Source organism: Furfurilactobacillus rossiae DSM 15814 (assembly GCF_000428925.1).
Classification (GTDB): domain Bacteria; phylum Bacillota; class Bacilli; order Lactobacillales; family Lactobacillaceae; genus Furfurilactobacillus; species Furfurilactobacillus rossiae.
Window position 1 is genome coordinate 113,508 of record NZ_AUAW01000004.1, and the last position, 20,829, is coordinate 134,336.

At 43.6% G+C, this 20,829-nt stretch carries 22 protein-coding genes; 14 read left to right on the top strand and 8 right to left on the bottom strand.

Going from position 1 to position 20,829, the window contains the following annotated elements:
• Positions 1-83: 83 nt before the first annotated feature.
• The 3 genes from G400_RS0103170 to G400_RS0103180 all read left to right on the top strand — a co-directional run bounded on the left by G400_RS0103170 (position 84) and on the right by G400_RS0103180 (position 3,058).
• Complete coding sequence (locus G400_RS0103170) at positions 84-1,271, top strand: NADH-dependent flavin oxidoreductase (protein ID WP_017262507.1); 1,188 nt, start codon at positions 84-86, stop codon at positions 1,269-1,271.
• Positions 1,272-1,330: 59 nt separating this feature from the next.
• Complete coding sequence (locus G400_RS0103175) at positions 1,331-2,116, top strand: glucose-1-dehydrogenase (RefSeq protein WP_017262508.1); 786 nt, start codon at positions 1,331-1,333, stop codon at positions 2,114-2,116.
• A 75-nt stretch (positions 2,117-2,191) separates the two neighbouring features.
• Positions 2,192-3,058, top strand: coding sequence for a GRP family sugar transporter (locus G400_RS0103180; protein WP_017262509.1), 867 nt, complete (start codon positions 2,192-2,194; stop codon positions 3,056-3,058).
• 84 nt (positions 3,059-3,142) lie between these two features.
• On the opposite strand, the gene G400_RS0103185 is transcribed toward G400_RS0103180, so the two are convergent.
• Positions 3,143-3,523, bottom strand: a complete 381-nt coding sequence (locus G400_RS0103185) for a winged helix-turn-helix transcriptional regulator (RefSeq protein ID WP_017262510.1) — start codon at positions 3,521-3,523, stop codon at positions 3,143-3,145.
• Positions 3,524-3,786: 263 nt separating this feature from the next.
• Here G400_RS0103185 and G400_RS0103190 point away from each other — a divergent pair, with 263 nt between their 5' ends.
• Positions 3,787-5,097, top strand: a complete 1,311-nt coding sequence (locus tag G400_RS0103190) for a S1C family serine protease (protein WP_017262511.1) — start codon at positions 3,787-3,789, stop codon at positions 5,095-5,097.
• An 893-nt stretch (positions 5,098-5,990) separates the two neighbouring features.
• Positions 5,991-6,470, top strand: coding sequence for a 23S rRNA (pseudouridine(1915)-N(3))-methyltransferase RlmH (gene rlmH, locus G400_RS0103195; protein ID WP_017262512.1), 480 nt, complete (start codon positions 5,991-5,993; stop codon positions 6,468-6,470).
• Between the two features lie 52 nt (positions 6,471-6,522).
• Here the strand turns inward: rlmH and G400_RS0103200 are convergent, their stop codons facing one another.
• Positions 6,523-7,788 (bottom strand): YhgE/Pip domain-containing protein, encoded by a 1,266-nt coding sequence (locus G400_RS0103200; RefSeq protein ID WP_017262513.1) that lies wholly within the window; start codon positions 7,786-7,788, stop codon positions 6,523-6,525.
• Between the two features lie 147 nt (positions 7,789-7,935).
• On the opposite strand from G400_RS0103200, the gene G400_RS0103205 reads away from it, so the two are divergent.
• A complete protein-coding gene (locus tag G400_RS0103205) occupies positions 7,936-8,484 on the top strand; it encodes a TetR/AcrR family transcriptional regulator (protein WP_017262514.1) in 549 nt (182 codons plus the stop codon).
• 26 nt (positions 8,485-8,510) lie between these two features.
• On the opposite strand, the gene G400_RS0103210 is transcribed toward G400_RS0103205, so the two are convergent.
• Positions 8,511-8,873, bottom strand: coding sequence for a TIGR02328 family protein (locus tag G400_RS0103210; RefSeq protein WP_017262515.1), 363 nt, complete (start codon positions 8,871-8,873; stop codon positions 8,511-8,513).
• Between the two features lie 221 nt (positions 8,874-9,094).
• Here G400_RS0103210 and G400_RS0103215 point away from each other — a divergent pair, with 221 nt between their 5' ends.
• The 3 genes from G400_RS0103215 (at position 9,095) to G400_RS0103225 (ending at position 11,634) form a co-directional block, all read left to right on the top strand.
• Entirely contained in the window at positions 9,095-9,691 is a 597-nt protein-coding gene (locus tag G400_RS0103215; protein ID WP_017262516.1) for a DUF3841 domain-containing protein, read from the top strand.
• A gap of 88 nt (positions 9,692-9,779) precedes the next feature.
• Positions 9,780-11,354, top strand: coding sequence for a hypothetical protein (locus G400_RS0103220; RefSeq protein WP_017262517.1), 1,575 nt, complete (start codon positions 9,780-9,782; stop codon positions 11,352-11,354).
• An 88-nt stretch (positions 11,355-11,442) separates the two neighbouring features.
• Positions 11,443-11,634 carry a hypothetical protein gene (locus G400_RS0103225; RefSeq protein ID WP_017262518.1) on the top strand — a complete coding sequence of 64 codons (192 nt, stop codon included), beginning with the start codon at positions 11,443-11,445 and terminating at the stop codon, positions 11,632-11,634.
• A gap of 76 nt (positions 11,635-11,710) precedes the next feature.
• Here G400_RS0103225 and G400_RS0103230 read toward each other — a convergent pair whose 3' ends face one another.
• Positions 11,711-12,880, bottom strand: coding sequence for a DUF2075 domain-containing protein (locus G400_RS0103230; RefSeq protein ID WP_017262519.1), 1,170 nt, complete (start codon positions 12,878-12,880; stop codon positions 11,711-11,713).
• A 13-nt stretch (positions 12,881-12,893) separates the two neighbouring features.
• On the bottom strand, positions 12,894-13,484 hold the full coding sequence (locus G400_RS0103235) for a TetR/AcrR family transcriptional regulator (RefSeq protein WP_017262520.1): 591 nt from the start codon (positions 13,482-13,484) through the stop codon (positions 12,894-12,896).
• Between the two features lie 166 nt (positions 13,485-13,650).
• Here G400_RS0103235 and G400_RS0103240 point away from each other — a divergent pair, with 166 nt between their 5' ends.
• On the top strand, positions 13,651-14,178 hold the full coding sequence (locus G400_RS0103240) for an LbetaH domain-containing protein (RefSeq protein ID WP_017262521.1): 528 nt from the start codon (positions 13,651-13,653) through the stop codon (positions 14,176-14,178).
• A 118-nt stretch (positions 14,179-14,296) separates the two neighbouring features.
• Positions 14,297-16,243 (top strand): elongation factor G, encoded by a 1,947-nt coding sequence (locus G400_RS0103245; RefSeq protein WP_017262522.1) that lies wholly within the window; start codon positions 14,297-14,299, stop codon positions 16,241-16,243.
• Here the strand turns inward: G400_RS0103245 and yaaA are convergent, their stop codons facing one another.
• Positions 16,244-16,990, bottom strand: a complete 747-nt coding sequence (gene yaaA, locus G400_RS0103250; RefSeq protein ID WP_017262523.1) for a peroxide stress protein YaaA — start codon at positions 16,988-16,990, stop codon at positions 16,244-16,246. It abuts the gene before it with no gap.
• 240 nt (positions 16,991-17,230) lie between these two features.
• On the opposite strand from yaaA, the gene G400_RS0103255 reads away from it, so the two are divergent.
• The gene (locus G400_RS0103255; RefSeq protein ID WP_017262524.1) at positions 17,231-17,620 is read left to right on the top strand and encodes a type II toxin-antitoxin system RelE/ParE family toxin; all 390 of its coding nucleotides are present in this window, start codon (positions 17,231-17,233) and stop codon (positions 17,618-17,620) included.
• Positions 17,613-17,927 carry a helix-turn-helix domain-containing protein gene (locus G400_RS0103260; protein ID WP_017262525.1) on the top strand — a complete coding sequence of 105 codons (315 nt, stop codon included), beginning with the start codon at positions 17,613-17,615 and terminating at the stop codon, positions 17,925-17,927. The genes G400_RS0103255 and G400_RS0103260 overlap by 8 nt, the downstream gene beginning before the upstream one ends.
• A 10-nt stretch (positions 17,928-17,937) precedes the next feature.
• Here the strand turns inward: G400_RS0103260 and G400_RS14335 are convergent, their stop codons facing one another.
• Positions 17,938-18,882, bottom strand: a complete 945-nt coding sequence (locus G400_RS14335; RefSeq protein WP_017262526.1) for a linear amide C-N hydrolase — start codon at positions 18,880-18,882, stop codon at positions 17,938-17,940.
• Positions 18,883-18,951: 69 nt separating this feature from the next.
• A complete protein-coding gene (locus tag G400_RS0103270; RefSeq protein WP_017262527.1) occupies positions 18,952-19,758 on the bottom strand; it encodes a MerR family transcriptional regulator in 807 nt (268 codons plus the stop codon).
• A 103-nt stretch (positions 19,759-19,861) separates the two neighbouring features.
• On the opposite strand from G400_RS0103270, the gene G400_RS0103275 reads away from it, so the two are divergent.
• Positions 19,862-20,818 carry a zinc-binding dehydrogenase gene (locus tag G400_RS0103275; RefSeq protein ID WP_017262528.1) on the top strand — a complete coding sequence of 319 codons (957 nt, stop codon included), beginning with the start codon at positions 19,862-19,864 and terminating at the stop codon, positions 20,816-20,818.
• Positions 20,819-20,829: the final 11 nt, after the last annotated feature.

A 20,829-nucleotide genomic window follows, 5' to 3' on the forward strand; every position in this document is an offset into this window, starting at 1 on the left:
GTACTAAAAAGTGCCTTATTTCAGTTTTAGATGGCAGCCATTAAACTATGAATCATTCAAGAAGACAGAGGGAGAGAAAAGTTATGAATTATCAATTTGAACAACCATATACGTTTGTTAACGGCGTCACGATTAAAAACCGCGTGGTGATGGCACCAACTACCACAATGTCCAGTTATTATGATGGCCATGTGACTAATGAAGAAATTGACTATTATAAAATGCGCGCGGGTGGTGTTGGCATGGTAGTCGCCGAGGTTGCCAATGTTGTGCCTGGTGGGAAGGGATTTGAAGGTGAGCTATCGATTGCAGATGATAGCGACATTGACGGATTGGCAGAGATGGCTCGTGCAATCAAACGGAACGGGACTAAGGCCGTGCTACAGATTTTTCACGCCGGGCGAAAATCAAATTCACAGATTTTACGCGGTACGCAAACAGTCAGTGCCAGTGCGGTGAAACCTAATCGTCCTGAAGATGCGGAAACACCACGAGCGTTGTCTGAAACGGAAATTGAATCAATCATTCAGGCATTTGCCGACGCGACTCACAGGGCGATTGAAGCAGGTTTCGATGGCGTTGAACTCCATGGCGCTAATACGTATCTACTGCAGCAATTTTACTCACCGCATTCCAACCGCCGCGAAGACCGTTGGGGTGGCAATCGGGACAAACGGATGAACTTTGCAAGAGCCGTTATTCAGTCCGTTCACGAAGTTATTTCCCAGGAAACGAATGGCAAGTTCTTGCTAGGTTATCGGATTTCGCCGGAAGAAATCGGCGAGCCGGGTATTCGTTTGGATGACACGATGGCTTTTGTCGAAATGCTGAGTGAGACACCAATTGACTACGTACACACCTCAATGGGATCTGCATGGCGGACTTCGTTGAATGACGCAACAGATAAGGAACCGATTTTGGACAAAATAGTTCGGCAGTTAGATGGCCGTAAACCATTGATCAGTGTGGGCTCACTTGAAACGCCTGATGATGCTGAAAAGGTGTTGGCTGCTGGCGCTAGTTTTGCGGCAATAGGTCGTGAAATGATTCGTGAACCGCAATGGTACGAAAAGGTTGCTGGGGATGATGAAGATAGTATTCGCTACCGGATTTCACCGTTTGAAATGGACGAGTTGGGTATCCCAGTGGCGATGCAGCACTATTTAAAAGGTGCGTTTTACTCAGTTATGCACTTTAGCAATGATCACACACCGGTTGTGGACTATACGAATTCGGTCGCACCGATGGAAGGCTTTGAGAAGAAAATGTAAGGAACTAAATGGTCGGACAGAGTTCAGATCATTAACAAAAAGATTCGGAGGAAGAAGAAATGTATTCAGATTTAAAAAATAAAGTAGCGGTTGTAACAGGCGGTTCAAAGGGTATTGGTCAGGCAATTGCTAAACGGTTTGGCGAAGAGCACATGTCAGTTGTTATCAACTATCGGTCAGATAAAACGGGTGCCGATGAAGCGGTCAAACTGATTGAAGAAAATGGTGGCCACGCAGTAGCCGTTCAAGCAGATATTAGCGAAGAAGACGGTGCCACGGCATTGCTGAATGCTGCGCTAAATAACTTCGGTACGCTTGATGTATGGGTTAACAACGCGGGGATGGAAAACCGTGTTGCGACAAACGAAATGCCACTATCAGATTGGCAACGTGTGTTGAATATTAACCTAACGGGTGTTTTCTTAGGCTCACGCGCAGCGCTGGATTATTTCGTGAAGAACGATAAGAAGGGCAACATTATCAACATGTCCTCTGTTCATGAACAAATTCCGTGGCCTGGCTTTGCCCATTACGCTGCTTCAAAAGGTGGCGTGAAATTATTCAATGAGACGATTGCGATGGAATATGCCAATCGTGGGGTGCGTGTGAATGCCATTGGACCTGGCGCAATCAATACGCCAATCAACGCTGCTAAGTTTGCTGATCCACAACAAATGAAGGACACGCTAGAAATGGTACCAATGAAACGAATCGGTGATCCAGAAGATGTTGCGGCCGCCGCCGCGTGGTTGGCGTCTGATCAATCTAGTTACGTTACCGGTGTGACCTTGTTTGTTGATGGTGGGATGACGCTGTATCCATCATTCCAGAACGGTAAGGGCTAGTATTCAGGAATTCAGATGAGATAAAAAAAGCGGCCAGTATAAGGCTGACGCATCGACAGAAGAGAGGTTTTGATTGTGAGTATTTTAATTGGATTGATTCCGGCAATTGCGTGGGGCATTTTGCCAATCGTGGTAACTAAAATTGGTGGGAAGCCCGTTAACCAGATTATTGGCACGACGTTTGGCACCTTTATTGTGGCTGTCATCACGTGGCTGTTCATTCGCCCGGAAATTGGCGTTGATCAGTTTTGGTTGACCGTTTTGTCTGGTGCTTCGTGGGCGTTTGGACAGTATCTGCAATACATGGCGTTTCAGCGAATCGGCGTTTCGAAGGCGATGCCAATTTCTACGGGGCTGCAATTAGTCGGCACGTCGTTACTGGGGGTATTGGCATTCGGCGAATGGTCAGGATCTGTGGAATTATTGATCGGCTTCATTGCGCTAGTGGTTATTGTTGTTGGCATTGTGCTAACGACAGTTGATGGTGCCAAACAAACGGATGAAAAACGACCATCTCTTGGGATGACAATTTTGATCTTTGCGCTATCCACCCTGGGGTATGTGGGATACTCAGCCTTTCCACGTTTGGCAAACGTATCTGGATGGCAAGGCTTCCTACCACAAGGATTAGGAATGGCCCTGATGGCACTTGTGCTGACGCTTGTGACAGCCGGCCCTCACATTTTGAGTGAACGGGTTACGTGGATTAGCTTGATTGATGGTGTTGTTTTTTCCATTGCTGCGCTGACATATTTGATTTCGGCTCAACGAAATGGCGTGGCCACTGGTTTCACACTTTCACAAATGAACGTTGTGTTGGCAACACTTGGAGGCATCTTCATTTTACGTGAGCACCGCACTCCTCGAGGCTTAGTATGGACGGTTGTTGGTCTGCTATTGGTCGTGGTCGGTGGTGTCATGATTGGTAACATGGCCGTGTAATGACTAGTTGACGATTGGTTAAAGACAAAAGAAAACAACGGTTTGATTTCGCGTGGTAAACGTTAAATCAAACCGTTGTTTGCGTTAATTTTCATAGCCGTCATGATCGGGGAAGAGCAACGAGGCGTTTTGCCCCTGTGATTGAAGAATCTTAATTCGATCTTCGCCCCATTCCGACATGGCAATGAGCACGTTGTTCAGCGTTTTACCGTATTCGGTCACGCTATATTCAACGTGCGGCGGCACTTCGTTGAATACTTTCCGTGTGACAATGCCGTCGTGTTCCAGCTCACGTAGTTGTTCGGTCAGAACCTTTGGCGAAATGCCGGTGACGTTGCGACGAATATCGGCCGTCCGCATGGGCCCGTGCCCTAAGTGGCATAAAATGAGCGGTTTCCATTTATTGCCCATGACGGCTAGTGTGGCCTGAACGCCGTTTTTGTAAATTGGTTCAGCTTCACTCATGTGTTAATTTGCTCCTCATCTATTATGGCATGAATGCTACACCACTTATGTTTAAAAATAAAACGAAAAAGTTAGACCTGCCAACGGGAGGGGCGTCATTGGCAGTTTGCAAATGAAACAATAATTAAGCCAAATAGTCATCATTAGAAAAAAATATGGGTTTGCGAGGCATCCGTTTAAGCCCGCTTTAAGTTGAAACTGTATAATGGTCTCTGTAGAGTAATCAATTTTTAGAGGAGGTAAGCGATTTTTCGCAAAAGCCTATGGATTATAATGACGAGAATAAGCAAACAGGTGGGCAAGGACCACAACGTCCACGCAAATCGAATTCAGGTTTAGTGAAGGTTGGCATTGTTGGCTTAGTTGCCGGATTATTAGGTGGCGGTATTGCTTATGGGGGTGCCTCTGCCCTAAATAACAATAATAATGGCGATACGTCATATAAAAATGGGACGACTAAGGTAGCCAATGTCACTGTAAAGAGCAACTCCGACGCTACGAAGGCCTTTAGCAAGGTTAAGGGCGCAGTTGTTTCGGTGGTTAACATGCAGAAGCAGTCGTCATCAAGTGATAGCGAAGGTTTGTACGGTATCTTTGGTGGTGGCTCATCATCAAATTCGAATGGTAATAATTCGGATTCCTCATCTAGCAAATCGTCTTTGGAAACTGCCAGTGAAGGTTCCGGGGTTGTTTATAAGAAATCCGGAAATGATGCCTACATTGTGACGAACAATCACGTGGTCTCTGGTTCCAGTGCCCTGGAAATCATTCTCAGCAATGGGAAGAAGATTTCAGGTAAGCTAGTTGGCACGGACTCAACGACCGATTTGGCTGTTATCCGTGTGGATGCCAAGTACATCAACACGGTTGCTCAATTCGGTGATTCCACTGCGATTCAAGCTGGCCAATCTGTCTTAGCTATCGGGTCACCACTTGGGTCACAGTATGCAACATCAGTGACCGAAGGGATTATCTCTGCTAAGAAACGAACGGTGCCGGTAGAAGATGAATCTGGTAATCAAACTGGAGATGCGACCGTTATTCAAACGGACGCAGCAATCAACCCTGGTAACTCTGGTGGGGCCCTGATCAATTTATCTGGCCAGGTCATCGGTATCAACTCGATGAAGTTGGCGTCATCTTCAAGTGGTACGTCGGTTGAAGGGATTGGATTTGCGATTCCTTCTAACGAAGTTGTGTCGATCATTAATCAATTAATTACAAATGGTAAGGTTATTCGTCCAGCGTTGGGTGTCGGACTTGTGGATCTTTCAAATGTCGACAGTACCAGCCAGAAGAATACTTTGAAGCTGCCAAGCAGTGTAACTGGCGGTGTTGTGCTAGTTAAAATTTACAATAATTCGGCTGCTGAAAAGTCTGGCTTGAAGAAGTACGATGTTATTACCGAGATAGATGGTACCAAGGTAACGTCACAAGCAGACTTACGTGATGTGCTTTATAACCATAAAATTGGGGATAAAGTTTCCGTGAAATACTATCGTGATGGTCAACAAAAGACCGGTACGATAACGTTAAGCGAGAGTACGAGCCAATTAAGCAGTTCAAGTAAGTAGATCTTTTAAAGAGTAATTGTGGAAAACAATTGCTCTTTTTTTGTGTCTTCGGGATTTCACAAACTCAAATTGAATCATGATAATCATTTCCTGGGAAATTTGATTACTGTTTATTTAGGCTAAACGACTGGTATGGGTGTATTTATAAGCCTTTTTTATCTATAATTAGGTGGTAAACAATCCACAAATGAATAATGTAATGTATACTTTTGAAAACGAGAAAGTCACGGAATGTGGGATAAAACAACGAAACGTGGTGTGGATAAACTGTCTTTATACAGAATAAAGTGTAAATATGCAGGATTAATTCTGCATAATAATCACCGTCACGTAAACAGCATTCTGTAGTTATCGTTTAGTTAGCTGGTGTCCAATTTGGAAAACCGAATGTTTTCCTGGGACATTACCTATTTTCGGCAAATTGCCCCATAAAAACATTGCGTTTTCCGAACAAACTAAGCTATGAAAAATAAAGTGGTTCGTTTCGGAAAATGCAATGAAAAAATTGTTTTGCACAGGTGTGGATAACTATGTGGAAAACTGTGGATAAGTTTGTGAATTGGGGATAAATGCCGAAAACTAAGGATTTCGAAACAGTGGGAAAAGTTATCCACAGGTCAAAAAAGTGCGGTGGATAAGTGGCTATAAAAACCTCTGTTCGATTTTAAAACCCTTTGTTATCAATGATTACAGGCTGTGTGTTCGTGTGGAGACACCTTGTGGATAACTGTGGATAACTTTTATTCACAGGCTAAAATGACAGCGTCACATAGCGTCGCAAAATCGATTATTTTTGGTAAAGAAAGTTAAGGAAAAGTAAAAGCTGTGGATAACTTTTTCATAACAGATGAGCTTGTGGATGAAAACAAAATTTGGAAACGGAGTATATACACGTGAATATCAAGATTATTGGTGTTGGAAAACTGAAAGAAAAGTATTTTAAGCAGGGCATTGCCGAATATGCGAAACGTTTGTCTAAGTTTTGCAAGTTTGAAATTGTCGAAGTTGCGGACGAAAAAGCTCCCGAATCTTTAAGCCAGTCCGAAATGGATACGGTTATGGCTAAAGAGGGGGAGCGAATCCTGGATCATATTAAAGATAAAGAATATGTCTATGCGTTGGCTATTTTAGGCAAGGAACGGACATCAGAGGCGTTTGCCAAGGAGATAGCAGACTTAGGGACGTACGGACATTCTGACATAACGTTCGTTATCGGCGGCTCATTAGGGCTGACACCTGCCGTTTTGAAGCGTGCGAACGCACAAATTTCGTTTGGTAAGTTTACGTTGCCACATCAGCTGATGCGTCTAGTGCTGAGTGAGCAGATCTACCGGGCATTTATGATTAACTCGGGTAGTCCGTATCATAAGTGATGCGGTCTTAATTAAAAAGACAATTGCTTTTTCACCGGCAATTGTCTTTGTTTTAAATTTGTTTAGCTGTTTTTTTGGAGGAAAGATACATTAACATCAAACCGCAGGTAGCGTAGACGCCAAGAATCAAAATTGACGTACTCATAGTTCCCTTACCGTGCAAATATAATTGGTTAATTAAGATATTTTGAGCATACCTAATTGGGGTCCAACTATAAATCCATGTTCGGTAAAAGTTGCTTAGCATAGTTGCCGGGTAGGTAACTACTGCTGTTGACAACATGACAGTCATAATCATCAGTGGCGCACCTGGAATGCCCAGCCAGTTGATGACAGCGCTTTGAATTAGGAAAAAGACGAATGCAATTGCTGTTGCGGTGAGCAGATAAGCACTAGTATGTGGGATTGGCACTTTGTAGCAGATGTGACTGAAAAAATATAGTGAACCAGCAGACGTGGCACTGAACAGTAAGCCGGTGATCCATTGACTTGTAATTGTAGTCGCGTGCATACCACCGCCCATAGTAGAACGTTCGTCCCGCTTTTTGTGTTCAATTCTAATCAAGAGGCTCCCAATCATAGATCCAATCCAAAGTAAAATCGTTGTAAGTAATGGTGCCATTCCAGAAATACTACTGGTTGAAACTCTATTCTTGACGATCATGGTTGATTTGATAGGATTTTGAAGCTGGGTTAATTGTGTGGGTGTGAGTTTTACATTTTCTTTAGTGGCAATGGCGATGAACTTGGTGCTGGTCATGGTATTCAATGCTGTTGCCATTTTTGGGAGTGCAGTTGTTAAAAGAGTCGCTGCAGTCATATTGTTGCCTTGACTCAATTCTAATTTGATCTCAGCTTTTTGAGGTGATATTGCCAATAGCTTGTTAGCTGCATTTCGTTGAGTAATGTAAGTATCTGTGGTAGTAAAGGCGTTATTTTGTGCCGCCATAGTCCGGAGATTTTGATCCATTACTTGTGCCTTGAACCAGTTCGTTTGACTGGTCAGGTTTTTTGAAAAATGTTTCGTCAGAATTACGGCACCAAAGTATCTTCCGTCGGCATAGCCCTGTTTCAACTTTGATACATTGGCGACATGCACCCAATGTATGGCGGCATTTTTCTTTGTCCCTTGATTTTGTAGCTTATCCACAATCTTTTCACTGGCTAATGACTGGTCTTCATCTACAATTGCAACTGGGATATGTCTAACTTTCACGCTGGTTCGAGGCCCAAATTGTGCAAATGAGAAGAAGGCAATGATGCCAATAATAACGAGTAAATACGACCAAATTTGCTTGTGCTTAAATACTTCAAACATAATAATCATTCCTTTCAGCAAGTAATAGTTTAACTAATTTTCCTGCATTAAAGAATGGTCAAAGTTTGCTATAATAGGGATTAGGAAACAATAATGGACACTATGTTACTTATCGGAACGTAAAGATGCAAATTGATTGGAGCACTTATGACAGATTTACGGATTAGACGGACACGAGAGTTGATTAGACGAGCTTTCGTATCCCTGATAAATGAACAAGGATTTGAACAGCTGACAGTTCAGGCTATTTCAGAACGAGCAATGATTAACCGGAAAACTTTTTATGCGCATTATGTCGATAAATACGCCGTTGCTGATGAATTATGCACAATGATTCTGGATTGGCTTCATGAAAGTTTTCAATTGCGTGAAAAAGTAATTGCGAATAGTTTGACCTTAGAGATTGCAATTAAGAATTTGCAACCGCAATTAGTCCAGCTCCGAGCTCAATGGTTTTCACCGTTACAAGCTTTGATGCGAATCCCAAAGTATCGAAAAAGATTGACCGAACAGATTACAAATGAAAATCTGGAGATGATTCGGCATCGCCTAAAACTTTCATTTTCAGATTTTGAACAAGTTATTTTGGGTTCTGTCATTAATGGTGCAATTGAATATATTCTTGATGGAGGGCAGTTACCTAGCTCTGATGAAATACGGAAGCTTCACAACGATATTCAGATGATGTTTGGTTAGAAAGTTTGGTTCTCCAAACTTGGAATCTATAAATGAATGCCTTTTTCCTTTAGGTTATTTAGACATTCCCGCAGGTAGGCATCATTATGTTCAGGATAAATTGGCGAGGTTAACGGAACATTTTCTAAGTTGCTGTAGGGAGGGCAGTTTTGCCCTCGGTATGCAGGATTGCACCACTTAGGATCTGGTTTGTAGCCGCGCCTTTTCATTTCAGACATGACCAGCATGTGGAATTGATATAACTTGTATGGCGAATGAGTAAAAACATAATTGACGGTTGCGTGTTTTTTGCCCCAGCCATTTCCCCTTAGCGCTGCTATTTCACGATGTTGCCCTAGTAGTTGCTGTCGAGGTAGTTTACTGATTAACGCTTCATGCCAAAGTCTCAAGGTCATTTCCTCCCGCAAGCTCAATGTGTTGAGGATGAAAAGCATCACTTTTCAGTGACTAAAAATATCGATGCAAGTGCTCTAACTTTACTAAAATATATAACGGTCAGACTAGTTTACAAACTAATCAGCTTCTAAGAATTTCGCGCATCAACTGTTTGATGGTTTATAAAATTAATGGTAAGTACCGGCTAAGGATTTTTGCTAGAGGATTAATACTTATGATTATTTGGACAATTCAGCCCTATGCAGTTTATCAGCGAATTATAAAAACGGGTCATTTTTATAGTGACCCTAAACTTTCATTCGACTTGAAGGATGACATTGACTTTCAACGTTCATATCGCTGGATGATTGAACAAATGAGACGGAAAGTAGGTGCTCCAGAAAAAGAGGGAAGTTACCCTATTTGGGCATGGTATAGGCATGACTATCAACATAAACGTCCAGACTTTAGACGAGTTCGCGACTATTCGGATGAAGTCTGTATAGAATTAGAGATTCCAGACAAGAAAGTATTATTGAGTGACTTTGAAGCTTGGCACTATGTATTAAATAATTGGTATTATTCACCGGCAACTAGTGAAAAAGAATGGAATCAAAGCATTGATTGGCTTGATAGTTTGCCTGAAAAAGAACGGCAGAAGGTCAAACGTAAATCATGGAATAGAATATTCGATATAACTCCACGTAAAGGAGACTGGACTAAAAATGGGGACGTTGTCCAGGCCTGCTTTTGGGCATTAAGTAGAGATCAAATGCGTAAAGTCTGGCGATTACGAAAAGGACAAAAAACTCAGGAAATTTATGCAATATAATTTAGTCGAAGATATCGTTAAGCAAGATAAGTTTTTGACCAACAACATCTGATAGCGCAAAGAATGAAAAACAAAGGGAGCTGAATTAATGAAAGACTCGAACGACAAACTATTAAAATACTGGCCAATCTTTGAAGAATTTGACGAATATACTGACTTTGCTGGTTATCCAACACAGGCTTTAAAGGAGTCAATAAGATATTTTGTCGAAATGATGAGCCACATTACACAAAAGCCTGTTTCCAAATGGACTGTAAAAATAATTATGCGTGGAATAACGGAATTTGTTGAAGAGGCTGAGGCTGACCCTGACCCTGACCCAGATGAGGAATCGGTAACAATACTGATTTTAACCTACGACATTATCACGGCTTATATGCGTTGTTTATCCGTTCATCGGTTAACAGAGGCAAACTTGGACGACTTAAGGGCATCTCTGAATGACTTTGAAAAGCGACACGGGCTGAAAGGACCGGTGTTAGATCCGTCGGTATTTCAAGAACCACGGTCTGTTAGAGAAGACCCGAATTTACCTCAGTGGTTGGATTATGTGGCACGTGATATTACAGGCTATACCCGTGAATGGTTACGAGCTTATTTTGAAAGCAACGTTTGGAAGCACCGAGAAAATAAAATTTCTCGTGATTTAGTCGAGACTGCTTTCACAACACTGGTTGAAAAGGGCTACGATGTTTACCGAAAGACCCCAAAGACGTGGACCAAAACTGCTATAACAGGTGTATTAACGGGTTATTTTGTTTCTAATATGACGTTGACTCCTGAAGAGTATCGTCAGGTGGCCCCCGCGATAACACCGTTGTTGGCGTTTGTGGGAGATCAAGGTTGGCTAAATGAAAAACGAGCTAGTAATTACCAACGTTACATTAACGAAGCCGCATCTGTAATGATTGAACTGGCAGAGGATCCACTAAATTCTAGCCCTGCAAAAATGTTAGGTCAGGCGTTGCTAGAGAATGGTGTGGATCTTAACGATTCCGATGCTGTACAAAAATTCATTGAGCAAGTTAACGAAAATGGCGGCGTTGACAGCCTGTATGGCGACGACGATCAATTGTTTGACGATGAGGATGGTATTCCGGATGATCTTGTTCAGTTATTGGATAATCCCGAACAATTAACCGAAGCGGCTAAAGTGTATGATCCAGATCCTGAACGGGATTATTTGAATGATGCGCATCGTCCAGCTTCCAGCGGGTGGCGAAAATCTAGAGCCGTCGAAACGCACCAATTGGCAGTCGAAACTGGAATTCGGCTATGGTTGCAACGTGCACAATACGCTATTCCAAAGACGTTTGAGACAACAGACCTAATGTTTGCTGTGACGGATTTCATGGATGTTTTGTATGCTCGAAACTTAGTAACTCCGAGTCAGTGGACAGTAGCGGCGTTAAAAGAGATTGGCCAATGGTATGAAAGGACTCAAACCGTTAAGGACTATCGAGATATGCAAGTCGTGATTGCTGGCGTCATCGGTGTATTAAGGTCGACCGATGTGATATCACAAAAGCAATCCATTCAGTTAACCGCGGCCTTCAATGGTGAGAAGATTCCTGATGTCGGCGGACCCCAAAAGGTGACTGGTAAGGTCATGTCGATGAAACAGGCGCGGAAATTGTTAAAGAATAAGCGGCGCAAACGTTGATATATAAATAACTTTATATAGGCGTTACCTGTCGATAGCTTTGTGGTTTGCCCAGTATAATGACAAGTGCAGAAAGGAGGGTGTCAGGATGACAGTAAGTCGAATTGAAGTGAAATCTTCGTTAGTTGATTGGGCTTTTTCAGTGACAGATGTAAATAAAGATGCAATTGAATCAGTTATTAGTAATGAGCCCAAAATTCCGTTTGTAGCGAAGCATTTTAACGTTCCGACAATTAACTTTTGGGATTTTCTATCTGAAAATCATTTTATTGCAAAGTGATTTCCGGCATAACTTGATGATATTTTAAAACAGGTGCTGATGAGTGTAACGTTTATCTCATCAGCACCTGTTTAAGTTATTTACCATTCTCGTACAAATCTACAAGTCGTTTCCGCAACGCATCATCGTACGCGGTCAAGTACAAGCCGTACTTCCCACGTTTCATCAGCACATTCAGCACGTCAGCGATGAACTTCTTGTACTCGTCACGTGAGAACTTCATGTCCTTACGTTTCTTGAAGACTTCTTTATGTGAATATTTTTCAGGAATCACTGTCATTGTGTCCGTTTTGGGGTCGTAACCAAACGACGGGCCGATAATCATGCCAACGTAATTGAGGTCGAAACCCTGGAGGGTATAAATCGTACCCACTTGGGTAATCGATCCTTCACGTTTGGCCCAGTGTGTCCGTTGAGGGTCCCATTCATCCCATGGCAAACTAAAGGAATCCATTTCCACGTTGTGTCGTCCACCGATTCGGGGGAAGCCAGAGGTAGCAACCATCCGGCTCATCCCGACTTCTTTATTCCGTTTCTTAATGGTTTCAAACATCTCACCGGCGGTATCGAACACTTTGAACTTGAAGTCACTGTTATTCGGGAACGGCTTCATCGGTTTTTCTTCGGTTAGATCGTCCATCCAGGCAACTTGCTCATCGCTAGCGACCATCCGGTACTGGAAGTTCATATCAAACGTTTTGTGGGGATGGTTACCGATAGTTTTCAGTAATAAAGCGCGATCCCAATACATTTTTGATTGGAATACCTGGTCGAAATCATAGACAACAACGACTACTTTGGCCAAGTTCATCAAGTCAGTTAGCTGATTTTGACCGCGGTAATGAGCGTAGGGCTCGGATTTTGAATATAAAAGGTGAGCTTCATCAACAAAGATGATGTCATACTTCTTGTTGTGCTTTTGGGCATCATTAATAAGTGATGTTGGTCGGCGAATTGTGTTGACCTTCATGTTGGGAATCGATTCCGCGATATCCTGGTAGGCTTTATACAACTCAGGATGGTTAACAACTAACGATGTCTTGTAATGATTATCCGTCATGTATTGGCGAACCAATTCCATGAGAACCACTGATTTACCGGTGCCGGCCGCACCTTCAATAATGGCAACGGAAGATGGTTTTGTGGTAAGACCCTGTTTGATGTAGTTATTGATATTTGTAATCACAGATTTCTGATCGTCTGAAAGGTCATCGACGAAGAATTGCGCTTTTAAGATTTCGTTCATTTAACTCTCCTAATTAGTTTTGTTGTGCCATTATTGCCGGCAAAACAATTGTGTTCACCAAGTCAGTTATATAGTTTAAGGACAACTGATTCCGGTTGACCATTGCTTGATATAGTAACAGGTTAAATGGTAACAGTTTAACGTTATCTGTAACAGTATGCTTTATTTCACCGTCAAGTTCAGCCTGACTGAGGATTCTTTCCATGATGTATAGTTGTTCCTTGTGTAACTTAACGAAGTATTCGTTAACGACGGGATTGTTTTTGCCTAACTCAATCAACACTGCTCTCATAAATTGTCGTGAACTGTCGAAGTGGGCCAAACTATCAATGATGTTTTCTTTTAGTGAGCGACCGGAAAAATCAATATCAGCCTCTGAGGTAATGTTCCTATCATCAAAGTAGTTTTCCGCGTCTAGCAGTAGTTCAAACGGTGTGTGCCATCGTCTATATAACACCGGTCGGCCAGTGCCTGACAGGCGCGCAATGTTATTAAACGTGACATTTTCATAGCCTTCTGTGTCAAGAATAGTCACGGTTGCCTTAAAAATACTTTCTGTGAGCTCTCGATTTGTCTTTCGAGGTGCTCTTTTTTTGTCACTCATAAACGTGCTCCTCAATAGTTGATAGTTTCAGTATAACAAAAATATGAATTTTAATTACATAGAGTAACTAAAAAAGATTGATGATCACTTAAAATGGTGTATTCTATATTTATAGATACAGATTGTATTTATAAATAAAAATATGGTAATTAAAGGAAGTATAAATATGGATGATTTTAAAACATTGTTTAAACGTAATAGTTTTTCACAAGACAAAGATGTTCGTCGCCAAGCGGCCGAACAGTTGCAGCTTCAATATAACTGCGAAATCAATGGCCTTCAGATCGACGAAAGTGTTCTGTTTGCCCACAACGGGAAAGGCTGTACAGTGGTCGCTTCAAAGCTTTCAGAAGGCGATGTCATATTTCAGAATGTCACAATTGGTGCTAATCAAACCTACAACAAAGCAACTCAAAAATGGGAGCACTTAGGCAATCCGGTGTTAGGCAAAAATGTAATTGTTGCTGATGGTGCCAAAATTGTTGGACCAATCATCATCGGTGATAATACAGTCGTTGGAATGGGTGCGATTGTCACTAAAGATGTACCAGCCAATAGTATTGTTTATGGCGTAAATAAAATTAAACCACGCGATCCTGATCACGTACCGGTCTTTTTTAAAGATATGCCTGAGAGTGACGAAATTATTGCTGCATGTAACCAAGTGATCAATCGATATAAGAATGAACAGTAGAATAGTCTGAGTTTGTGCGCGCACTGTGAATCGTTGGTGTGCTCTGTTGGTTTAATGCCCTTATTCAGTTATAGTTGAAGGAACGAAGTATGGCATCAATTGATAAGGAGGTCACCACATGAAACACATTGTTGCCGGCGTCGCGGCGCACGTGGATGCAGGGAAAACGACCCTGTCGGAGGCGTTACTTTATAAAACTGGTGCCGTGCGCACATTAGGTCGTGTGGACAATGGGGATGCGTTTTTGGATCCAGACACGTTGGAAAAGCAGCGTGGGATCACTATTTTTTCGCATCAGGCCAACCTCCACTATGGTGATTTGTCATTAACATTACTGGACAGTCCCGGCCACGTGGACTTTGCAGCGCAAACGGAACAGATTTTACCGGTCCTCGATTATGCAATCCTGGTCGTTTCAGCTACTGATGGTGTTCAGGGTTATACACAAACATTGTGGCGTTTATTAAAACGGTATCATGTGCCAACACTAATTTTCGTGAACAAAATGGACGCAGATGGTGTAGATCGTGAGGCTATTCTCCAACAGTTACAAACGGAATTAGCGCCCGGTTGTCTGCCATTTGACTGGGACGGCGATGTCGATTTGATGCCAGAAGAAACCGCCGAGGCCATCGCATTACAAGATGAAACGGTCCTCGACGATTACTTAAACGGGACGCCGTTATCAACACCAATGATTCAACACATGATTCAGCGACGTGAAGTCTTTCCCTGTTTCTTTGGATCAGGTCTTAAGATGACCGGCATTGATACATTGTTGGATGGTCTGTCACGTTGGACGCTTGAGTCAGAACCAGCGGCCGAATTTGGCGCGCGAGCATTCAAAATCTCTCACGATGAAAAGGGTGAACGGTTAACTTGGATTCGCGTGACCGGCGGCGTGTTGAAAACGAAGGCAGAGGTCTTACCTGATCAGAAAGCCAACCAATTACGTGTTTATAATGGCGGCAAGAGTCAGATGGTTTCTGAAATTTCAGCGGGTGGCGTCGGTGTCATTCTCGGTTTAACCGATACGCGGCCAGGTCAAGGTCTCGGTGCTGCCGCAAATAGTCCAGCGCCGTTGCTACAACCGGTTTTGAACTACGCGGTCACGCTGAATGGCGTGGATGCCCATACTTGTTTAACGGCGTTGCGCCAACTTGAGGACGAGGACCCACAATTACATGTGACTTGGTCTGAGCAGGTCCAAGAAATTCGTGTTCAAATCATGGGTCCAATTCAGTTAGAAGTCTTGCAGGAACAATTAAAGACTCGTTTTAACCTCGTCGTCAGTTTTGGTGAAGGCAGCATTTTGTATCGTGAAACAATTACTGAACCAGTTGAGGGCGTCGGCCACTTTGAACCATTGCGTCATTACGCGGAGGTTCATTTAAAGATGACGCCGGCCAAATCAGGCAGCGGAATGACGTTTGACACAGACTGCCCGGTCGATGTCCTCGGCAAGAACTGGCAGCATCAAGTGTTGACCAGCCTACAGGCTAAAGAGCACCTAGGCGTTCTGGCTGGTGCACCGCTGACGGATATGCACATTACGTTAATCACCGGCAAAGCTAGCATCGTGCACTCAGTTGGCGGCGATTTTCGTGAGGCAACGTGGCGCGCAGTCCGTCAGGGTCTCATGATGCTGTTAGCAAACGATGGTGACCAGTTGCTGGAGCCTTGGTACCAGTTCCGTTTGACGGTTGATGGTGATAATGTTGGCCGTGCGATGACCGATATTCAGCGGATGCATGGGTCGTTCGAGACGCCCACGACAAACGGCGCCAACACCGTTCTAAGCGGTGTGGCGCCGGTATCTGAAATGCAAGATTATGCCCGAACTGTCCAAGCCTATACGCATGGTCTGGGGCAGCTCGAATGTGTCGTTGATGGGTACCGTCCGTGTCATAATGCGGATGAAGTGATCGCCGACGCAGATTATCATCCGGTTAGTGATCTTGAAAATACACCAGATTCTGTATTTTGTGCCCATGGTGCGGGATATCCAGTGGCATGGGATCAGGTTCCGACCGCGGCTCACGTGCCTTACGTGATGACTCATTAATCAGTCTTGTTTTAAGAAGACGAAAGTCGTTTCGTCCGAACGTTTGGCGTCAAACCGGTAGTTCAACCGGTCAAATTGTTTCAAATCACTAAGATCATGAACATTATTTTCAGCTAAAAAACGAACCATTTCACCCCGTGCCATTTTTGCAAATGTGGCACGGGTTTTTAGTTTGCCGTCAACGACGTGACCAAAGACAACATTGATTAACGGTTCAGCAGTAGTTAAATAACGCTGAACCGTTTTAGTGTATTCCTGTGAAGCGAGGTTAATTAACGGCTCATGATGTAGATTCAGCCCGCGTTCAGGTTTGTCACCCCAAAAGTCGTACAGATTCTTGTGGTTCGTCACGTGGAGGGGTGCTTGCATTTCCAGACGATAGGGTGCAACGCCATCAAACGGACGTAGCACCCCGTAAAAACCAGACAGAATCCGCAAATGATCCTGCACGTATTGCAATGCTTGCGCCGTAAACACGCCTGGTGCCATGTACTGGTACTGAATGCCAGAGTAAGCCACCAGTGCAGGTGTTAACTGATGTTTGAGATTGATTTGCTGTAATTGTTGGTAGGCTTGTTGCGCGATTTTGTCGCTACAGTGCCAAAGCTGATGCAGTTCTTCATAACTCATTGATCGCAATGTTTGCAAAATTTCCTGCGTTTCTGGTAGGAATTGTGGCAAGGATGAAATATCGAAACTGTCTGAATCAATGATCATTTTCTTAGCTGGTGAAATAATTATCTTCATGTGAGACCCTTTACTTTTAAATGCTGTTTTGTAAATGATAGCAGGTTTTTTCGTCCGATATCGCCGTCATTCAAGCGTAAATATTTGTACGAAAATTATTCCAAACGAACATATTGGTTTGAATTGCGTATGTTAATGTAACTGGTTTTAGTAACAGTGAATCAGTGAATTTTATTAATTGACAGATACGATTGAACCGTATATTCTATAATCGTACTTCGGCAATGAACTGGAGTATGGATGGAACATGAGAAGATTCACTTTATTTACCCAAAGCTTTTTATAAAGAGATGGCAACAGTTAAACTTGAGTTTGCTCGATAAAGGTCGACTGAAGAGAAACATTACGCACTTCTTTAATAGTAGTCCCGAGAATTATAATGGTAGAAGATTTCCAGGTAATATCATTCGTGGCACTGGTGGTGCCTATAAACTCAGATTCTCGTCAATAGCCAGTAATCAAGGTCAAAGTGGTAGCTACCGAGTTATTTATTTCGTGGTTGCAGGTAGTCAGGTAATCTTTTTAGAAATGTATCAAAAGAATCGGCAAGAATCCTTGAGCGATGCAAAAAAACAAGAGATTCGAAAGATGATTAGTCTGATAAGGGAGGTAAATGAATCAGATGAGTAAGGATAAGGATGAAAGTTATATCATGCAGAACTTGGCCGAAGTTGAGGCATATTTCAAAGGTGGACCTAACAATGTTGAAGTGCACACGGTCACTATCGATGTGCCACCGCGTTTTGATGCCAAGACGGTTAAGCAGCTGCGCAAACGGCTAGATGTGACGCAAAATACAATGGCCCATTTGTTAGGCATTTCGCCACGAACTGTGGAAGCCTGGGAAATTGGTCGGGCTGAACCTAATGGCAGTTCACGTCGCCTCCTTGAACTGTTTCAGAAGGATCCTAAAATCATTGAATTACTGCGCGATTAACAATAATCAACTACGTAAACGGATAAGCAACCACTTGCTGGGGGCTATCCGTTTTTATGTCGTCTAAATGCAGATGATGAATTTCACCGGTCCGAACGGATTTAAACGTCATGGTGCGTTCGGTCAAGTCCAGTACGTCCTCATAATGCGTGTAGTCCATGTTGCTGCGCCGCAAGCGTTCAGGCGTTCTGGGGATGACAACGTCGTCGAGTAGTGTGAGTAACTGATGTTCAGCGGCAAGCGTTGTTTGCGGCGCATCTTGACGCCATAAGTTGATGGCGGTGCGCTGGAAACGGTCCGTTGGTAAATTTGTGTGGCGCAATTCACCATCGAAAGAGCGACAGGCTTGTTTGAAAGTATCAACCGAGGATTCGGGATCAATGCCAAGGGTTTTGGCCAAACGGACAATGTGCGCCGGATAGTTTGGCGTGTTTGTCAGCACATGTAGTGGTGCTTCAGTCAGCGTTAGCTCGTGGCCCCGCGGCTCCAAAATAGCTGTATTGCCCGCAACATCAGTCAGTAGCCAATGAAATGGCCGCCAATTATTCTCGCTATACCACTTTTGCGCGATGATATTGATATTTGGCAAGTCCAAACGCAATTCGGCAATTGAATGATGCGTTAGCGCCCAGTAAATGAAGTCCTGTGGCGTGATGTTCAGTTTGCCGTCCATCATTGATGAAGCATAGTGAGCTTCCACCGGAAAGTAAAGTTCAGCGCAAGCAAGCCCGGCTTCGTTCATGCCGTCACCCATTAAATAATGATTACCCGGCGTCCAGCGAACACCACCGAGAATCGCCATTGGCAATGGTTTACCGAGATCATCAGTAGACGGTTGCCATAAAAATCCAGCAGGCAGGTAAATTGGCCGCCATGGCGTGGTGGTCGGTAGATCCATGGTCCGCGCGAAAAACGCGTGGTCATTTATGGATTGAAGTGTGATTGCGGTGCACATGAGAAAACCTCCTAAATGCGAGTGCTTATGTTCCACGTGTAACTTTCTTGCCCAATGTACCCAAATCAATCAAGCAAGCAGTCGATACTCAAGCAACATGTATGACGATCCTGCTTTACTAGACAACTGTTCATCGAGATTCAACTGCCACAGTGTCCGGTCGATTTTGAGATCGTGGAGTTGAATGAAGTCATGTAAGATACTCAGTGAGTGACAAACATCTGCTGTCGTATTGAATGTTTTGACGGAGACGTATTCGCCAGCCGGGCGGTTAACTGTTGCGACGTTGTTGGGAACGGCGGGGCTGACGGCTTTGATAATACAAAAAGAGGCCGTTTTATAGTCATCAGCGATGCAGCCAGGCAATGTGGTCATGAAGCCTGATTCGCGCTTGTCGATCAGCTTCAGCGTGCCGATTTTTTGGTAGAAGTCTTGATACAATTGACTGATTTCTTCTTCGGTACAGGTCACGGATTGAATCGAGCGCCAGTATTCCTGGTTAGAATGATCAACGATCACGGGTTTGCTGAGAGCGGCCGTTTCGCGAGCAGGCTCAGGTGCAAAACGTTGATTTAGCGTTTGCTTAAGCGTGTCCAAACGTTGAATTTTAGCGTCAATGGTTTGATTTAACGTCTGTAGCTGATTGTCTAAGCTCGGTGTTTGACCAGCGTTAAGTAAGTTCTTGATTTGCAGAACGGATAATCCTAGTTTTCGCAGTTCCAGAATGAAGGTCAAATCATACAGTTGATCATAATTGTAGTAACGATATCCATTTTCTGCGACCATCGCTGGCTTGAATAAGCCTTGCTCGTCATAGAACAGTAGTGTACGTCTTGTTGTATCAGCGAGTTCCGCAAATTTTCGAATTGTTAGCATTATTACCTCTTATTCCTTGACCTGTACGTTACGTAACAGTTTACACTGATTATAGTTTGAAAAACGACAAAACGAAACAGGTTAATTTTAGGAGGAACGTAATATGAGAGCAGTTGTCATTGAAGAACCGGGCCATGCGGATGTGTTAAAGATTGTTGACCGGGCAATGCCTGTCGCAGATGCAGAGCACTCAGTCCTTAAGATTCACGCATTTGGTGTGCATCGCTATGAGGTGTTGACGCGTGAAGGAGGCTCGCCTAGCGTTAAATTTCCACGTGTCATCGGTGTTGAGGCAGTCGGTGAAGTTGCTGATACTAAGCCAGGTTCTGGCCTCACAGTTGGTCAGAAAGTCATCACACTGAACGGTGGCTTTGGCAGGGAAATCGATGGTAGCGAGCAAGAATATGCTTTGGTACCGAACAAACAGCTGTACACTGTTGATTTCGATGGCTCATGGGTTGATTTGGCTCAGTATCCGGAAACCTTCGTGACGGCGTTTGGCGCCATTAAATCGTTGCATTTGAGTGCCGGTGATACGATGCTCGTTCGTGGTGGCACGACGGCGGTCGGGTTAGCGATGATCAAGCTGGCAAAGGCAATGGATCTAAACGTGGCGGCAACGACGCGGAAACCTGAACGGTTGGCTGACGTTACGGAGAATGGCGCCGATGAAGCCGTATTGGACAAAGACGGTGAGCTACAAACGGACAAGCAGTTTGACGGCATTGTTGATTTAGTCGGAACCGTTACGATGCGCGATTCAGTCAAACACGTGAAGAGCCAAGGAATTTGTTGTGTGATTGGCTTGCTGGCCGGTGAATGGGAAATGAAAGACTTTTCGCCGTTTGAAATGGTTGATAAATATCTAACGGCATACGATTCAAATGACTTTGATCAAGCGATGATCGATGAGCTATTTGGCCTGATTCGGAAGCATCACATCAGTATTCCAATTTCGAAGGTGTTTACACTGGATGATATTGCAGCTGCGCAGGATTATGTGATGGCTAATTCCAAGATGGGTGAGGTCATTGTGACAACGGATGAATTAACTAAGTGAGGGCTAGATTT

What these genes read in the sequence shown, in the direction of transcription:
- G400_RS0103240 (WP_017262521.1), top strand. Translation starts at nt 13,651, where the DNA reads ATGGATGATTTTAAAACATTGTTTAAACGTAATAGTTTTTCACAAGAC.
- G400_RS0103200 (WP_017262513.1), bottom strand. Translation starts at nt 7,788, where the DNA reads ATGTTTGAAGTATTTAAGCACAAGCAAATTTGGTCGTATTTACTCGTT.
- G400_RS14335 (WP_017262526.1), bottom strand. Translation starts at nt 18,882, where the DNA reads ATGTGCACCGCAATCACACTTCAATCCATAAATGACCACGCGTTTTTC.
- G400_RS0103260 (WP_017262525.1), top strand. Translation starts at nt 17,613, where the DNA reads ATGAGTAAGGATAAGGATGAAAGTTATATCATGCAGAACTTGGCCGAA.
- G400_RS0103230 (WP_017262519.1), bottom strand. Translation starts at nt 12,880, where the DNA reads ATGAACGAAATCTTAAAAGCGCAATTCTTCGTCGATGACCTTTCAGAC.
- yaaA (WP_017262523.1), bottom strand. Translation starts at nt 16,990, where the DNA reads ATGAAGATAATTATTTCACCAGCTAAGAAAATGATCATTGATTCAGAC.
- G400_RS0103225 (WP_017262518.1), top strand. Translation starts at nt 11,443, where the DNA reads ATGACAGTAAGTCGAATTGAAGTGAAATCTTCGTTAGTTGATTGGGCT.
- G400_RS0103255 (WP_017262524.1), top strand. Translation starts at nt 17,231, where the DNA reads ATGGAACATGAGAAGATTCACTTTATTTACCCAAAGCTTTTTATAAAG.
- G400_RS0103175 (WP_017262508.1), top strand. Translation starts at nt 1,331, where the DNA reads ATGTATTCAGATTTAAAAAATAAAGTAGCGGTTGTAACAGGCGGTTCA.
- G400_RS0103235 (WP_017262520.1), bottom strand. Translation starts at nt 13,484, where the DNA reads ATGAGTGACAAAAAAAGAGCACCTCGAAAGACAAATCGAGAGCTCACA.
- G400_RS0103205 (WP_017262514.1), top strand. Translation starts at nt 7,936, where the DNA reads ATGACAGATTTACGGATTAGACGGACACGAGAGTTGATTAGACGAGCT.
- G400_RS0103220 (WP_017262517.1), top strand. Translation starts at nt 9,780, where the DNA reads ATGAAAGACTCGAACGACAAACTATTAAAATACTGGCCAATCTTTGAA.
- G400_RS0103185 (WP_017262510.1), bottom strand. Translation starts at nt 3,523, where the DNA reads ATGAGTGAAGCTGAACCAATTTACAAAAACGGCGTTCAGGCCACACTA.
- G400_RS0103245 (WP_017262522.1), top strand. Translation starts at nt 14,297, where the DNA reads ATGAAACACATTGTTGCCGGCGTCGCGGCGCACGTGGATGCAGGGAAA.
- G400_RS0103215 (WP_017262516.1), top strand. Translation starts at nt 9,095, where the DNA reads ATGATTATTTGGACAATTCAGCCCTATGCAGTTTATCAGCGAATTATA.
- G400_RS0103190 (WP_017262511.1), top strand. Translation starts at nt 3,787, where the DNA reads ATGGATTATAATGACGAGAATAAGCAAACAGGTGGGCAAGGACCACAA.
- G400_RS0103270 (WP_017262527.1), bottom strand. Translation starts at nt 19,758, where the DNA reads ATGCTAACAATTCGAAAATTTGCGGAACTCGCTGATACAACAAGACGT.
- G400_RS0103170 (WP_017262507.1), top strand. Translation starts at nt 84, where the DNA reads ATGAATTATCAATTTGAACAACCATATACGTTTGTTAACGGCGTCACG.
- G400_RS0103275 (WP_017262528.1), top strand. Translation starts at nt 19,862, where the DNA reads ATGAGAGCAGTTGTCATTGAAGAACCGGGCCATGCGGATGTGTTAAAG.